The sequence below is a fragment of the Providencia sp. PROV236 genome, from assembly GCF_033676985.1.
GTDB lineage: Bacteria > Pseudomonadota > Gammaproteobacteria > Enterobacterales > Enterobacteriaceae > Providencia > Providencia manganoxydans.
Window position 1 is genome coordinate 303,073 of the sequence record NZ_CP096297.1, and the last position, 16,076, is coordinate 319,148.

The window sequence follows — 16,076 nt, forward strand, 5'->3', positions numbered from 1 at the left end:
ATGGATTAGTTAAAGTAATCCGATAGCTATATTAACGGATGTCAAAGGATAACATATTGAACGGTAAACTTCCCTACAAAGAAACGCAAATTACTCATGATAAACGCAGTCATCAGCTTACTAATATTAATGTTTGGACTCCGGATAGCCAATGGCTAGCGTATGACGTGCGCCCTAGTGGTAGCTCATTTACTGGGCTAACAATAGAAAAAGTTCATGTGAATAGTCAGAAGCAGCAGGAAATTTATCGAGCAAAACATGGTGCACATGTTGGTGTCGTCACTGTCAGTGCTGAAAATCCCCCTCGCTATGCTTTTATTCATGGTCCTGAATTCCCTGATGAACAATGGCAATATGATTTTCATCATCGAAAAGGGGTATATGTTAGTGATGATAATTTAGGTAAAGCGCATCCGATTGATGCGATGTGCATTACGTCACCTTATATCGCAGGAGCATTGCGTGGTGGTACGCATGTTCATGTTTTCAGTCCTGATGGTCAGTGGTTAAGTTTTACTTACAATGATCATGTTATGCATGAAAAAGATGCTCATTTAGATCAGCGTAATGTTGCGATAGCGGCTCCTGTACATCCGGTTAATGTGGAGCCTAAAAAGCACCCACGTGAATATAGTGGTGAATACTTTTGTTGTGTGATCACCTACACGGTACTTGAGCCTCGGCAAGGTAGCGATGACATCAGTCGTGCTTATGAAGAAGGATGGATTGGTCAAAAAGGATATTTAAAGAGTGATGGAAGCTGGAAAAGGAGAGCGATTGCATTTATTGGAGATACTCATTCATTAGACGGAGAAATTGTTCCTGAGGTATTTATTGTTGATCTTCCTGATGATCAAAAAGACTTAACGCAGCAAGGCGAGTTTCCTCTACAAGGAACAACATCACAAATGCCGTATCCACCAAAAGGTGTGCAGCAGAAACGATTGACTTTTACTCATGATCGCCGATATCCAGGCTTAGCAAAGCAGCCTAGACACTGGTTACGTTCTTCCCCTGATGGGCGTTTTATTGCCTGCTTGATGAAAGATGATGACGGTATTGTGCAGTTATGGCTGGTAGCCACCTCGACAGGTGAGCTTACTCAAATCACCTATAGTACTACGCCTATCCAGTCAGCTTTTAGTTGGAATAGTCAAGGAACTCATATTAGTTTTATCTGTGATAACAGTGTGATGTGTTGTGATATTTCTTCAGGTGAACTGCGTAGGTTAACTGAACGTAGTGAAATTGCTCCTGTTGCTGATGCTGTTGTTTTCTCACCGGATGACCGTTTAATTGCTTATATGCGGGATGATAATGAGGGGTTTAGGCAAATTTATATTGTTGGTTCAGGAGTGAACACTGATTAGTTGTATTTTAGTAGGATAAATGTAGCCAATATAAAATATGATGAGTGCAAAACGAATTATCTACTTTTTAATTATTATTTAATAGCTTTAATTTGATAATTTTTTAGTACTCGTGTCAAAAAGAATAAATTAAAAATTGGCTACTCTTTATTTGAATAAATCAGTTTACGTTACTTTCAGAATTAATTTGGCTATGGTTTGATTTTGCATTGGCTTGTTTATCCAGTGCTTCTATTCGTTTCTTTGGCGAGTCTTCTTCTGGATTACTGTCTGCTTTAACATAATCAAGCGGTATGAGTAGTGTATCCATTACAGCAGTAAACGGTAAATCAATGGCTAATAAAGGGCGCATGACCCAACCCGTGTTTTCATCTTTAATCATTTCAAGACTATTTTTTGAGCCTGGATAGTAGCCATCACTGGGTCCTGCGTGGCTCATAATACTAGAGCAGCCGGTGAGCAGCAGCGGGGTGAAACACACTAGTATTCTTGTAATCAATAAAACAGCCATAATTCATTTACCTATGTCATCGTCTATTATACTCGTTATACTTCAAGTGGCAGTGTTGTGAACTGCATTCATTAGCACTAGTCCCATAGACTCTATACTCCTAGCGTTTCACTCACTTGTCGCCTACGCGCATTTTGAATTATTTAGAGCATATTGTTTCATGTGGCAATAATAGCTCAAAATGCAAAATTCACAATCCACAGCATAATATGAATCATTGGTTTTGTATTAGAAATATCGATAAATATTTAAACTAAATATTTTTATTTGTAAAAGACGTTAATTAGTATCAGTGAATGTTTAATTTGTATGTACATAATCAATTTATACGCATATATGGCGTTTTAATTTGCTTTGAACTGTGTGCTATTGCACATATTACTTTGTTTTTATTTGGCACAATCGATTCAGTTACATGTTTTTATCTTGAACGTAATACTTTGTTAGTGACTTTTCGTCAAAAGGATAGCGGTTTATGAGTGAATTAGCTCTTACTGTGAGTTTGTTGGCGTTGGCTGCTGCACTGGGTTTATGGATTGGTAATTGGAAAATCCGCAACGTTGGCCTTGGTATTGGTGGCGTGCTATTTGGTGGGATAATTGTTGGCCATTTTGCCCAAAGTTATGGGTTACAGTTAAACGGACACATGCTGCACTTCATTCAGGAGTTTGGTCTGATCTTGTTTGTTTATACCATTGGTATTCAAGTTGGGCCTGGGTTCTTTTCATCATTGCGCGTATCCGGTTTGAAACTGAATGGTTTTGCCTTATTAGTCGTTGTGCTTGGGGCCATTGTCACTGCAATTATCTATAAATCCGCCAATATTCCGTTGCCAATCATCTTAGGGATCTTTTCTGGGGCCGTGACTAACACGCCTTCATTAGGGGCAGGGCAGCAAATCTTAACGGATTTAGGTTCCGACCCTACATTAGTTGGGCAAATGGGGATGGGTTATGCGATGGCTTATCCCATGGGGATTTGCGGTATTTTGTTGGTGATGTGGTTAATCCGTATTATTTTTAGAATCGCTGTTGATAAAGAAGCCTCTGCATTTAATAGCCAAAGTATTCATCAACGAGAAACATTGCAAACCATGAATATTGCGGTACGTAATACCAACCTTGATGGTCTTATGATGCAGGACATACCTTTGCTTGGTAGTGATGAGATAGTTTGCTCAAGGTTGAAAAGGGGCGAAATGCTAATGGTTCCTCAACCGACAACTGAAATTCAATTGGGAGATTTACTTCATGTTGTAGGGCAAAAGGATGATCTCAATAAAGTTCGCCTGATATTAGGTGAAGAAGTGGATGCATCATTATCAACATCGGGTTCTACATTACATTCGGTAAGAGTTGTTGTGACCAACGATGCGGTGCTAAGTAAACGTCTACGTGATCTTAACCTGAAGCAAAAATACGATGTTGTGGTGACTCGCCTTAACCGTGCGGGTATTGAACTTGTTGCTAATAATAATTCGACTCTGCAATTCGGCGATATTCTCAATATTGTTGGGAGGCCTGAATCAATAGAAGCGGTTAGCGCATTGTTGGGGAATGCGAAACAAAAACTGCAACAAGTACAAATGTTACCTGTTTTTATTGGTATTGGTCTGGGGGTTGTTTTAGGTTCTATACCCATTTTTATACCCGGTTTTCCTGCGGCCTTAAAACTAGGCTTGGCTGGTGGACCTTTAGTGATTGCACTGATTTTAGGCCGTATCGGTACGATAGGGCGGCTATATTGGTTTATGCCACCAAGCGCTAACCTCGCCTTAAGAGAACTTGGAATAGTGATGTTTCTTGCCGTTGTTGGATTGAATTCCGGCGGAGGTTTTATTGATACCTTAATTAAAGGTGATGGTTTGACTTGGATTGGTTACGGGTTGCTGATTACATTCGTGCCACTATTCATCACTGGTCTTGTGGCACGCATTTTTGGCAAAATGAACTATCTCAGTTTATGTGGAGTGTTGGCGGGATCAATGACGGATCCACCTGCATTGGCATTTGCTAATAATATTCACCCAACCAGTGGTGCTCCGGCACTTTCATATGCGACAGTTTATCCTTTAGCCATGTTTCTGCGTATTATCTCACCACAATTATTGGCTATTTTGTTTTGGGCACTGTAATGGGGCGGCAACGAAAAAATATATATACTCGTTATACTTCAAGTTGCAGGGTTGTTGACTACACTCAGCGAGTCGAGTCACAGAGTTTATCTATGCCCCCCCGCCTATCTTCACTTGTCGCCTACCTGCATCTCGAATTATTTAGAGTATATTCGTTCAAATAGCAGTAAAAAAGATGCTTATTCCATCAATGGATAGATACGAAAAGTGATTTAATGAAGATGAATGATATTCGTAATGTAATTCTTAATTACGGAGTTCTCGCTAATTTTTTGCCCTTTTAATTAAAAAGGGCTTTTTTTTTACCTAAAATAAAACGCTAGTGTTCTGGGGCGTGGTAGATTTTAGGATCATAAACAGTAAAAAGACGGTGTGATTTAACCCACCGTCACTTGATATTGATATATCAGCTATCAGCACTCAACAGTTTGGTAAGCTAGCTCTAATTCTTCTGCGAGGATTGCGATACCTTTCTCTATTTTTTCAGGCTCAGGTACATAATTCATACGCATACATTGGTGAGCATGCGGCCAATTTTCTTCAATACCGGGGAAGAAATAATGACCCGGAACCATTAATACACCGCGTTTTTTCAAACGTTGGTAAAGTTCTAAACTGGTAATTGGCAAATCTTTAAACCATAACCACAAGAAAATAGCGCCTTCAGGTTTATGGATCAGGCATTTATCTTCCGGGATATAACGGCGAATGATGTTAATAACCTCTTCCACGCGTTGTTTATAAAAAGGGCCAATAACATTTTGGGATAAAGAGATCAGTTCATCGCGTTGCAGCATTTCTAATGCTAATGCAGGGCCAATCCCGCCGGGAGCTAGGCTAATAATGCCATTCATATTACTCACTGCTTCAATGATTTCTTCGTTAGCAATGATGATCCCACAACGAGTGCCGGGTAAGCCAAGCTTCGATAAGCTCATGCAAAGAATGACATTATCATTCCAAAATGGGGTAGCTTCACTGAAGATAATGCCTGGAAAAGGTACACCGTAAGCATTATCAATCAATAATGGGATGTTGTGCTGTTTGGCTAATTGATCAAGGTGTACAACTTCCTCATCAGTGATCACATTCCCAGTGGGATTAGTTGGACGTGAAACACAAATAACCCCAATATCTTTAGTGACCTCTAATGTATTGAAGTCAACCCGATATTTAAATTGACCATTTGGTAGATATTCAATTTGAGGTTTGTTTGCCACAAATAAATCATCATCCAAGCCTGAGTCCGCATACCCAACGTATTCAGGGGCGAGAGGGAATAGGACTTTACGGGTGATACCATCTTCAAAACGACCAGCAAGCAAGTTAAATAGGTAGAAAAACGCACTTTGGCTGCCGTTAGATAGCGCAATATTTTTTGCACTGATATTCCAGCCTAGTTTCGCTTTTAGGGTTGCCGCTAGCGCTTTCAACATGGCATCTTTGCCTTGTGGCCCATCGTAGTTGCACAACGTATCAGTTAACTTACCGTTTGCACTCATTTCAGCTAATAGCTTTTGGAAATACTCATCCATTTCAGGGATATGAGCAGGGTTACCACCGCCAAGCATAATTGCTCCCGGGGTTCTGAGGCCATCATTCAAGTCTTTCATCAATGTTGAGATACCTGAATTTTGAGCGAACTTATTACCGAATTTAGAAAATATCATCTCATTTATTCACATATTGTTAAGTAAGTTGTTAATAGAATTTAAAACATACTCCGCCAAACCGCAGAGTTCAACCGCTAGAACTGATTGATGCTTGACACTAAATTCTAAATAACTATTAACATTCAGTTTAATCTCTTTGTCAATTAATCATAAGCTAGTGAATATTACTTTTGGTTCGCGAAGTGATGCTAATTCGTTCTAATTTATTTATATTGGCAGCAACCCATTAAATGGTCATTTATCATGCCAGTAGCTTGCATAAAGGCGTAGCAAGTAATGGAGCCTACAAATTTGAACCCTCGCTTTTTAAGGGCTTTTGACAGTGTTTTTGATAATGCAGTTTCAGCGGGAACTTGGGAAGAAGATCGCCATTGATTCACAATGGGTTTGTTATTAACAAACTGCCAAATAAAGCTGGAAAATTCCTCTCCATTTTCTGCCATTTGCAGGTAGGCTTTGGCGTTGGCAATGATCGCGTTAATTTTGGCTCGATTGCGGATAATGCGTGGATCTTGCATTAAGCGTTCAACATCACCTTCTGTCATTAATGCCACTTTTTTTGGATCAAATTGATGGAAGAGTTCACGATAGTTTTGGCGTTTTTTTAAAATCGTGTACCAAGACAACCCTGCTTGCTGACCTTCAAGGCAAATCATTTCAAATAACTGTTGGTTATCTTTAGTAGGTTTACCCCATTCATTATCATGATAGGCAATATATTCAGGGTCTTGATTAACCCATTGACAGCGAATTGGTGGTGAATTCATGTGATATCCATCTTGTGGGTATTGAGAGAACTATTTACCTATTTATACTGTATAAGTATCCAGTTTAAAAGTGATGAAAACAAATTTTTTTAATTTATAGGGTAAATAGACACCGATTCAGTGCTGTATATCTGACGGTCAAAGGGTATACTGACGTACTTTCTTTTAAATCATATGCATCGCGTGCGGATCTAACATGCAAAAGTTTGATACCAAAACCTTCCAAGGTCTCATCCTGACATTACAGGATTACTGGGCGCGCCAAGGCTGTACCATTGTTCAACCACTGGACATGGAAGTTGGCGCAGGAACCTCTCACCCTATGACGTGCTTGCGTGCGTTAGGGCCTGAACCTATTGCTGCGGCTTATGTTCAACCTTCACGTCGCCCAACGGATGGCCGTTACGGGGAAAACCCAAATCGCCTTCAACATTATTATCAGTTCCAAGTGATCATTAAACCATCACCTGACAATATTCAAGAGCTTTACTTGGGCTCATTGAAGGAGCTGGGTATTGACCCAACGGTTCATGACATCCGTTTTGTTGAAGATAACTGGGAGAACCCAACATTAGGTGCTTGGGGACTTGGCTGGGAAGTTTGGCTAAACGGTATGGAAGTCACTCAGTTTACCTATTTCCAACAAGTTGGTGGATTAGAGTGCAAACCTGTAACAGGCGAAATCACCTATGGTCTTGAGCGTCTTGCTATGTATATTCAAGGCGTTGATAGTGTTTATGATCTCGTTTGGTGTGATGGCCCTCTTGGTAAAACGACCTATGGTGATATTTATCATCAAAATGAAGTTGAGCAATCAACTTATAACTTTGAATATGCCAACGTAGATTTCCTCTTCAAATGTTTTGAAGAGTATGAAAAAGAAGCGCAGTACTTATTATCTCTCGAAAAACCACTGCCGCTTCCTGCGTATGAGCGTATTTTAAAAGCCGCTCATACTTTTAACTTGTTGGATGCTCGCAAGGCCATTTCTGTCACTGAACGCCAACGTTATATTTTACGTATCCGTACCCTGACGAAAGGGGTCGCCGAAGCTTATTATGCTTCTCGCGAAGCGCTCGGATTCCCAATGTGTCATAAGAATTAAGAGGCTGTCATGACTCAACAGACTTTCCTAGTGGAAATCGGCACAGAAGAGTTACCGCCGAAGGCTCTTCGTTCGTTAGCTGAATCATTTGCGGCAAACTTTACCGCTGAACTTGATAGCGCAGATATTGCGCATGGTGAAGTGAACTGGTTTGCGGCACCTCGCCGTTTAGCATTAAAAGTAGCTTCACTGGCGGATGCATCACCTGATCGTGAAGTCGAAAAACGCGGCCCTGCAATTTCAGCCGCATTTGGTGCCGATGGTCAACCGACTAAAGCGGCAGAAGGCTGGGCTCGTGGTTGTGGCATTACGGTTGATCAAGCAGAACGTTTGACGACAGATAAAGGCGAATGGCTGCTGTATCGTGCTCAAGTTAAAGGTGTCGCAGTCGGTGAATTATTGGTTGATATGGTCAGCCGCTCACTGGCTAAACTACCAATTCCAAAATTAATGCGTTGGGGCGATAAAGAGACTCATTTTGTTCGTCCTGTACATACCGTAACATTGTTGTTAGGCAGTGATGTGGTAGAAGGTGAGGTTCTTGGCATTAAGAGTGGACGTACCATTCGTGGACACCGTTTTATGGGTGAGGCGGAGTTCACTATTGATAATGCAGACCAATATCCTGCGATCCTGCGTGAACGTGGTAAAGTGATTGCTGACTACGAAGAACGTAAAGCGACGATTAAAGCGGATGCAGAAAAAGCAGCACTTGCGCTTGGTGGTAAGGCAGATTTAACCAATAGTTTGCTGGAAGAAGTCGCTTCATTGGTTGAATGGCCAGTTGTTTTAACGGCTAAATTTGAAGATAAATTCTTGGCTGTTCCTTCTGAAGCATTGGTTTATACCATGAAAGGGGATCAGAAATATTTCCCTGTTTATGATAATTCAGGCAATTTGATGCCTAATTTCATTTTCGTCGCCAATATTGAGTCTTCTGATCCCCAACAGATTATTTCAGGTAACGAAAAAGTGGTTCGCCCACGTTTGGCGGATGCTGAATTCTTCTTTAAAACCGACCGTAAACAGCGTTTGGAAGATAATTTACCCCGTTTAGAAACCGTCTTGTTCCAGCAGCAATTAGGGACATTACGTGATAAAACTGATCGTTTGGAAGCATTAGCGGGCTGGGTAGCAAGTAAAATTGGCGCAGATGTTAATCATGCAACGCGCGCAGGTTTGCTGGCTAAATGTGACCTCATGACCAATATGGTATTTGAGTTTACCGATACGCAAGGTGTGATGGGTATGCATTATGCACGTCACGACGGTGAATCGGAAGATGTTGCATTAGCATTGAAAGAGCAATACCAACCTCGCTTCGCGGGTGATGATCTACCTTCGACGGATGTTTCAGCGGCGTTAGCAATAGCCGAAAAAATGGATACCTTAGCGGGTATTTTTGGCATTGGTCAGCATCCTAAAGGGGATAAAGACCCGTTTGCGTTGCGTCGCGCGGCACTAGGTGTACTGCGTATTATTGTTGAGAAAGGTTATCAGCTTGATTTGGTTGAAATGACCGAAGAAGCGGTACGTCTCTATGGCGATAAACTGACCAACAAAAATGTGGTTGATGATGTAGTTGAGTTTATGCTGGGTCGTTTCCGTTCTTGGTATCAAGAGCTAGGTTACAGTATCGATACTATTCAAGCGGTACTGGCTCGTCGTCCAACTGCACCTGCTGATTTCGATGCCCGTGTTAAAGCGGTGAGCCATTTCCGCACATTGGAAGATGCAGCAGCACTAGCCGCAGCGAATAAACGAGTTTCTAACATTTTGAGTAAATCAAATGAGAAACTGTCTGATAAGGTGTTGGCATCGGTACTCAAAGCGCCAGAAGAAGTGAAATTGGCAACGCATTTGGTTGTGCTACAAGAAAAACTTGAACCAATGTTTGCTGAACGTAACTACCAAGAAGCTTTAGTTGAGCTGGCATCATTGCGTGAAGTTGTTGATGCTTTCTTTGTTGGTGTCATGGTAATGGATGAAGACGAAGCGGTTCGTGTTAATCGTTTAACGTTATTAAGCCAATTACGTGAGCTGTTCTTGAAAGTTGCAGATATTTCGTTACTGCAATAATACAAGACATCTCAGTAATATAAGGCAACCGACGCTCGCAGTAGTAATCTGCGGGCGTTTATTTTTTGTAGTAAAAGTGTAATTGGTTAAAAAACCACATCAAGTTGATGGTTTTATCGACATACAAACAAATTTAGTGAAAAATGGGTTGACGGATCGCGCTCTCAACAGTATGATTCACCTCGTTTTCGGCGAGTAGCGCAGCTTGGTAGCGCAACTGGTTTGGGACCAGTGGGTCGGAGGTTCGAATCCTCTCTCGCCGACCAAATTTTAGAACCCAGCTTATAAAGCTGGGTTTTTTTATGTCTGTAACTTTTGCATTTCTAATTCTACTTTCAGAACAACTTTGTTTCCTTTCTTCAACTTAATCTGCTTTTATATTTAGCACATCATTAGCCATCGCTATTTTGTATAGCTATGCAGTAGCTAGTCGTTGATTACCCATAAACGCTAAATTATTCAAGGTGCAGCTAGGCGCTGAGTGAATGAATTGTTGACGGCATAGAAAACTATGCGATTGGTGTGAGTGAGCCAAGCCACTGCAACTTGAAGTATGATGAGTATGTATGGACTTTTCATGACAAGGATGCTGTTAATGAAAGTGGTTTATCTATTATTGTTCTTATTATTATTAAAATGGCTACCTTCCTATGCAGGTGCAATGCCTATTATAAAAGAGCCTAAATCATCTTGTGTTGTCATTAATCAGGTCTATTTTACCCCATTAAAGTTATTCCCTTTAGTCACCTCAAAACATGTTAGCGAGTGGAAATCAGCACTTGAAGGCTTGTGTGCTAGTGACGAAACGTTGTTGGTGTATGCAGACTATCTCAATCAGCAATTAGCTGAGGTAGGGTACGTCACATCTTATATTCACTATCCACAACAAAATTTACTCTTCGGTTTGCTATATGTCGACCTAATAGCCGGAAAATTGCAGGGCATTGAGTTCCAAGATGGTGTTGATACAGGATGGTCATTGGCTAACGCTTTCCCTTTGCAGCGCGGGGATGTAGTGCACTTGCATCAATTAAATCAAGGGTTAGCGAATTTACGCAATACTCAGTTAGTACCTTATCAAATCCAGATCATGTCAGATAATGAAAGGGACAACATGAATCAATTAATTATTCAACGTACAGCGGTGAGGGCATTTAAAGGACGGTTGTTATTTGAATCAAAACAGTCAAAAGAGCAGCCTAATCAGGTTATTAGCCAAGTCGTTATGTTAGCCAACCCACTGCTATTGAATGATTTTTTCTTTTTTAGTCTAGATAGTGATATTGGGCAAGGGACGTCGAAAAAATTTAAATCTGCTTCGTTGTTATATTCAATTCCCTATCATTATTGGTTACTGAGTTTTTATGCAGGTTATCAAGAAAGCACTGCTTATAAAAACATCCAATTATTTGATCAAATAGCACTGAAAAATGACCTACGAAATCGCCTGCTATTAATGCAAGCAGAATATGTTTTGCATCGCTCATTGAATAGTACGACGTCAGCGAGTGTTGGAGCACAAGTTCAGACATTAGATGTTTTTTTAAATAATTATCGATTGAAGACTCAACAGCGTTTTAGCAGTTATGGTTTATTCGGTTTGTCACATAAGCGCGATTTCTTGCAAGGTAGCGTTGCTGTTTCAATCAGCTATAAGCAGAGCCTTGATTGGTTTGGTTCAACGAGGAAGCAAACCACAGGGTTAGATCGTGCACGTATTTATCAGTTTTCAGCCGATTATCAGCGACAATTTACATTTTTGAATCAACCAATGTATCACAGGCATGAAGTAGAGCTTCAATTAAGTCATGCGAAGCTCGATCCTTTACTTGAAGTTAATACCATTACAGGCAGGTTTGGAATTAGAGGATTTACAGGTAGCTTACCGATTGAGAATGCAGGCGAAAATACGCTAAAGATTAAAAATGAGTGGGGATGGTTATTACCATGGCAAGAACATAAAATTTATAGTGGACTAGATTTTGCCTCTACATCCAATAAACGAGCACATTTTTGGCAGAAAAATAAATTGGTTGGCGGTGAGGTTGGAATACAAGGGCAATACAAGCGCATGGGCTATAAAGTTTTTTTTGAATTACCACTTTGGTATTCATCAACGATAAAAGCAGACCCTATTTTGTTAGGTGCAAAACTAAGTATTGATTACTAATCATCCAATTAAGAAGATATTGAATGGTGTAAAGAAGGAAATCAAGTTAATCAGGACTTTATTGAAGCAATTAACTAGTCAATAAAATGTTAATTATTTATAAGGTGGTCTTTTTTATCTGAATAAAAAATAAGCAAAATAATAACAGGCTAAAATAATATTTATCACAAAGTGCTTCAGAACTTTATGCCGCACTCTCTCAGATGCGACACTATTTTCGTTCAGTAATTCAGCACTTAATCACAAATATAAAAATAAATCACCCAGTGATAAAAACCTATTCGGTACACTTTTTATGGTTATTATCTCTGCCTTAATGAATTCTTGCCTGTATAATAAACCAACATTACACGATAAATGTTTCTAAAATGTTATAAATTGGTTGTACTGTTAGTGAGAGATGCTATTGACGAAGTGAGCGACAGTTGATTAATTGCACAGTGAATAACTAAAAATACAGATCCCTCATCTGTCATTATTAATGATGGTCTAGGGTTTTAAGCAAATAACACATGAACGCCACAGGAGCATACAGATGACGCTCTCTATTAAAAAGACAGGTTTATTGACAGTTGGATTAACACTTGCAGCAATGGCAGTTTCTGCTTCGGTGCAAGCAAAAACATTAGTCTACTGCTCAGAAGGCTCTCCAGAAGGCTTTAACCCACAGCTATTTACTTCAGGGACGACTTATGATGCAAGTTCTATCCCTCTTTATAACCGTCTAGTTGAATTTAAACTAGGTACTACAGAAATTGAACCTGGCTTAGCGGAAAGCTGGGAAGTCAGTGAAGATGGTAAAACTTATACCTTCCATTTACGTAAAGGTGTTAAGTGGCATTCTAACAAAGAATTTAAACCAAGCCGTGATTTGAATGCCGATGATGTGATTTACACATTCATGCGTCAAAAAGATCCAAATCATCCATATCACAAAGTCTCTGGTGGTAGCTATGAGTACTTTATGGGAATGGATATGGATAAGATTATCGATAAAGTTGAAAAAGTGGATGATAATACCGTTCGTATTACATTAACTCGCCCAGAGTCGCCATTTTTAGCCGATATGGCAATGGATTTTGCATCTATTCTTTCAGCCGAATATGCTGACCAAATGTTAGCTGCGGGCACACCAGAAAAAGTTGACTTGAACCCGATTGGTACTGGCCCATTTGAGCTACAACAATATCAAAAAGATTCTCGCATTCTGTATAAAGCGAACAAAGATTATTGGGGCAATAAACCTAAAATTGATCGTTTGGTATTTTCGATCACCCCTGATGCATCTGTTCGCTACGCAAAATTGCAAAAAAATGAATGCCAAGTTATGCCATACCCAAATCCAGCTGACTTAGCACGCATGAAAGAAGATAAAAACATCACGTTAATGGAACAACCGGGTCTTAACGTGGGGTATCTCTCTTTTAACGTTGAGAAAAAACCACTCGATAACCAAAAAGTTCGCCAAGCATTATCCATGGCTGTGAATAAAGACGCGATTATTGATGCGGTGTATCAAGGTGCTGGTCAGAAAGCGAAAAATTTAATCCCACCAACCATGTGGGGTTATAACGATGATGTTAAGGATTACGAATACAACCCAGAAAAAGCCAAAGCGTTATTGGCGGAAGCGGGTTTCCCTAATGGTTTTGAAATTGACCTATGGGCAATGCCTGTTCAACGCCCATATAACCCAAATGCACGTCGCATGGCCGAAATGATCCAAGCCGACTGGGCAAAAGTCGGTGTTAAATCAAAAGTCGTTAGCTATGAGTGGGGGGAATACCTTAAGCGTGCTAAAGATGGTGAGCCCCAGACGGTAATGATGGGTTGGACGGGCGACAATGGTGACCCAGACAATTTCTTTGCAACTTTATTTAGTTGTGCGGCAAAAGAGCAAGGTTCTAACTATTCGAAATGGTGTTATAAAGGTTTCGAAGATCTGATCCAACCTGCTCGTATGACTGCTGATCACGATAAACGAGTCGATCTCTACAAACAAGCTCAAGTTGTGATGCATGACCAAGCGCCTGCATTGATCATCGCTCACTCAACGGTATTTGAACCAGTACGTAAAGAAGTGAAGGGCTACGTTGTCGACCCACTCGGCAAGCATCACTTTGAAAACGTTGATATTGAAAAATAATCGTTTGTAATTTGTACTTGCCCTTTGCCACCCATTGGTTGCGAAGGGCGTTTTCACCTCTGAATTTCAGGGAAACAGAAAACTTAGTTCTTTGTGAGCAGGCAGAAGTCGCTTGTTGCTTCTGATTAGCCAAACGGACTTAGAACCGTCAAAGGCATTATTAAAGAGATTCGGGATATGTTGCAATTTATCCTCCGACGCTTGGGGTTAGTGATCCCCACGTTTATCGGTATCACATTACTGACTTTCGCTTTCGTGCATATGATCCCTGGTGACCCAGTGATGATCATGGCAGGAGAACGTGGGTTATCGCCTGAAAGGCACGCGTATTTAATGGCTGAATTGGGCTTAGATCAGCCACTATGGCAGCAATACCTCCACTATATTAATGGCATATTTCACGGTGACTTAGGTATTTCATTGAAAAGCCGTATTGAGGTTTGGGATGAGTTTTTCCCTCGTTTCAAAGCCACAATGGAACTGGCGATCTGCGCAATGATTTTTGCTGTATCAGTGGGGATCCCTGTAGGGGTTTTAGCCGCGGTTAAGCGTGGTTCTATTTTTGATCACACTGCTATCGGTCTATCACTAACGGGTTACTCAATGCCTATCTTTTGGTGGGGGATCATGTTGATCATGTTAGTGTCCGTTCAATGGGACTTAACCCCTGTATCGGGGCGGGTCAGTGACAGTGTGTTCCTCGACGATTCCTACCCATTAACTGGCTTTATGTTAATTGACACCTTGATTTGGGGTGATGAAGGTAACTTTATTGATGCAGTGGAACACCTGATCCTGCCATCCATTGTTCTTGGAACCATTCCGTTAGCCGTAATCGTACGCATGACTCGCTCGTCAATGTTGGAGGTTCTTGGAGAGGATTACATTCGTACCGCAAGGGCGAAAGGGGTGAGTCGTGCACGTGTTATCTTGATCCATGCGTTACGTAATGCGTTGTTGCCAGTTGTCACTGTTATTGGTTTACAAGTTGGCGTGATGTTGGCAGGGGCAATTCTGACTGAAACTATTTTCTCATGGCCAGGCTTGGGACGTTGGTTAATTGAAGGGCTTCAGCGCCGTGATTACCCTGTGGTACAAGGGGGCGTTCTGCTGGTCGCGACATTAATCATTTTTGTTAACTTAGTGGTTGATGTGCTGTATGGCATTGTTAATCCACGTATTCGTCATAAGAAATAAGGAGCGCTAAAAATGTCTCAATCTACTGAGCCAACTGTTATCAGCGCCCCTAAGCCGATGACGCCATTTCAAGAATTTTGGCATTATTTTAAACGTAATAAAGGTGCAGTTGTTGGGATGGTTTATATCATCTTAATGATCTTAATCGCCATTTTCGCTGGTGTATTAGCACCTCATGCACCTGATGAACAATTCCGTGATTTCCTATTGGTTCCACCTGTTTGGGAGCATGGTGGTAGCTGGCAATTTATTTTAGGTACTGATGATGTGGGGCGTGACCTACTGTCTCGTTTGATGTATGGAGCGCGTTTATCTTTATTAGTTGGTTGCCTAGTGGTTGTCCTGTCATTGATTTCAGGCGTTACGTTAGGGGTCATTGCCGGCTATTTTGGCGGTGTGGTTGATGCCATCATCATGCGTGTTGTTGATATCATGCTAGCATTACCAAGCTTGTTATTAGCCTTAGTATTAGTCGCTATTTTTGGCCCTTCCATCGTTAATGCCTCTATTGCACTTACCTTCGTGGCATTACCTCACTACATCCGACTTACGAGAGCGGCGGTATTAGTTGAAGTTAACCGTGATTATGTGACAGCTTCGCGTGTTGCAGGGGCAGGTGCTGTTCGCCAGATGTTTGTGAATATTTTACCTAACTGTTTAGCACCATTAATCGTACAAGCTTCGCTTGGTTTTTCTAATGCCATCTTAGATATGGCTGCGTTGGGTTTCCTTGGCATGGGCGCTCAGCCTCCAACACCTGAGTGGGGCACAATGCTTTCTGATGTACTGCAATTTGCTCAAAGTGCTTGGTGGGTAGTGACTTTCCCTGGTTTGGCAATTTTATTGACTGTATTAGCGTTTAACCTGATGGGTGATGGGTTACGTGATGCATTTGATCCAAAACTCAAGCAGTGATGAGGTAAT

At 40.9% G+C, this 16,076-nt stretch carries 11 protein-coding genes and 1 tRNA gene; 9 read left to right on the plus strand and 3 right to left on the minus strand.

Annotation, left to right across the window (positions count from 1 at the left end; genetic code table 11):
• Positions 1-38: 38 nt before the first annotated feature.
• Positions 39-1,370, plus strand: coding sequence for a DUF3748 domain-containing protein (locus M1E96_RS01290; RefSeq protein ID WP_319067864.1), 1,332 nt, complete (start codon positions 39-41; stop codon positions 1,368-1,370).
• A 160-nt stretch (positions 1,371-1,530) separates the two neighbouring features.
• On the opposite strand, the gene M1E96_RS01295 is transcribed toward M1E96_RS01290, so the two are convergent.
• On the minus strand, positions 1,531-1,881 hold the full coding sequence (locus M1E96_RS01295; protein WP_140186280.1) for a YceK/YidQ family lipoprotein: 351 nt from the start codon (positions 1,879-1,881) through the stop codon (positions 1,531-1,533).
• Between the two features lie 475 nt (positions 1,882-2,356).
• Here M1E96_RS01295 and M1E96_RS01300 point away from each other — a divergent pair, with 475 nt between their 5' ends.
• Positions 2,357-4,015 carry a putative transporter gene (locus M1E96_RS01300; RefSeq protein WP_070929416.1) on the plus strand — a complete coding sequence of 553 codons (1,659 nt, stop codon included), beginning with the start codon at positions 2,357-2,359 and terminating at the stop codon, positions 4,013-4,015.
• Between the two features lie 413 nt (positions 4,016-4,428).
• Here M1E96_RS01300 and M1E96_RS01305 read toward each other — a convergent pair whose 3' ends face one another.
• A complete protein-coding gene (locus M1E96_RS01305; RefSeq protein ID WP_140179656.1) occupies positions 4,429-5,685 on the minus strand; it encodes a valine--pyruvate transaminase in 1,257 nt (418 codons plus the stop codon).
• Between the two features lie 206 nt (positions 5,686-5,891).
• Complete coding sequence (locus M1E96_RS01310; protein ID WP_369427338.1) at positions 5,892-6,455, minus strand: DNA-3-methyladenine glycosylase I; 564 nt, start codon at positions 6,453-6,455, stop codon at positions 5,892-5,894.
• 196 nt (positions 6,456-6,651) lie between these two features.
• On the opposite strand from M1E96_RS01310, the gene glyQ reads away from it, so the two are divergent.
• The 7 genes from glyQ to dppC all read left to right on the plus strand — a co-directional run bounded on the left by glyQ (position 6,652) and on the right by dppC (position 16,067).
• Positions 6,652-7,560, plus strand: coding sequence for a glycine--tRNA ligase subunit alpha (gene glyQ, locus M1E96_RS01315; RefSeq protein ID WP_070929413.1), 909 nt, complete (start codon positions 6,652-6,654; stop codon positions 7,558-7,560).
• Between the two features lie 9 nt (positions 7,561-7,569).
• A complete protein-coding gene (glyS, locus tag M1E96_RS01320; RefSeq protein WP_369427339.1) occupies positions 7,570-9,639 on the plus strand; it encodes a glycine--tRNA ligase subunit beta in 2,070 nt (689 codons plus the stop codon).
• Positions 9,640-9,828: 189 nt separating this feature from the next.
• Positions 9,829-9,905 (plus strand) — tRNA-Pro (locus tag M1E96_RS01325).
• Between the two features lie 311 nt (positions 9,906-10,216).
• Positions 10,217-11,809 (plus strand): ShlB/FhaC/HecB family hemolysin secretion/activation protein, encoded by a 1,593-nt coding sequence (locus M1E96_RS01330; protein ID WP_349485627.1) that lies wholly within the window; start codon positions 10,217-10,219, stop codon positions 11,807-11,809.
• Positions 11,810-12,344: 535 nt separating this feature from the next.
• On the plus strand, positions 12,345-13,955 hold the full coding sequence (gene dppA, locus M1E96_RS01335; protein ID WP_140186275.1) for a dipeptide ABC transporter periplasmic-binding protein DppA: 1,611 nt from the start codon (positions 12,345-12,347) through the stop codon (positions 13,953-13,955).
• A 177-nt stretch (positions 13,956-14,132) separates the two neighbouring features.
• Complete coding sequence (gene dppB / locus M1E96_RS01340; protein WP_140179652.1) at positions 14,133-15,152, plus strand: dipeptide ABC transporter permease DppB; 1,020 nt, start codon at positions 14,133-14,135, stop codon at positions 15,150-15,152.
• A gap of 12 nt (positions 15,153-15,164) precedes the next feature.
• Positions 15,165-16,067, plus strand: coding sequence for a dipeptide ABC transporter permease DppC (gene dppC / locus M1E96_RS01345; protein ID WP_335674206.1), 903 nt, complete (start codon positions 15,165-15,167; stop codon positions 16,065-16,067).
• Positions 16,068-16,076 lie beyond the last annotated feature (9 nt).